1 protein-coding gene is annotated in these 417 nt (G+C 71.9%); it reads left to right on the top strand.

What is annotated here, in order from left to right; genetic code table 11:
• Positions 1–417 (top strand): amidohydrolase family protein (locus WDV06_RS37175; protein WP_395514205.1); only part of this gene is annotated, 417 nt, incomplete at both ends.

Genomic DNA, 417 nt, shown 5'->3' with positions numbered 1-417 from the left:
CTCCTCCACCAACCCCACCCTGCCCTTCGGCCGGGACGCGGTCGCCGAGCACTACGGCATGATCGTCTCCGTCCACGACCTCAAGCCCGACCTGCCCGGCGACGCCGCCATGGCCCGCGACCGCATCCGCGCCGGGACGATGGGGGCCGAGGACGTCCTGCACGACCTGGGCGCCATCGGCATCACCTCCTCCGACGCCCAGGGCATGGGCCGCGCGGGCGAGACCATCCGGCGGACCTTCGCCATGGCCGCCAAGATGAAGGGCGAGCTCGGCCCGCTGGAAGGCGACGGCGAGGGCGACGACAACGCCCGCGTCCTGCGCTACATGGCCAAGCTGACCATCAACCCGGCCATCGCCCACGGCCTGGCCCACGAGATCGGCTCCATCGAGGTCGGCAAGCTCGCCGACATCGTGCT

The sequence above is a fragment of the Streptomyces racemochromogenes genome (genome assembly GCF_044129415.1).
GTDB lineage: Bacteria > Actinomycetota > Actinomycetes > Streptomycetales > Streptomycetaceae > Streptomyces > Streptomyces racemochromogenes_A.
Note: the sequence above shows the minus strand (reverse complement) of the source record. Positions and strands in the feature narration are given on the sequence as shown.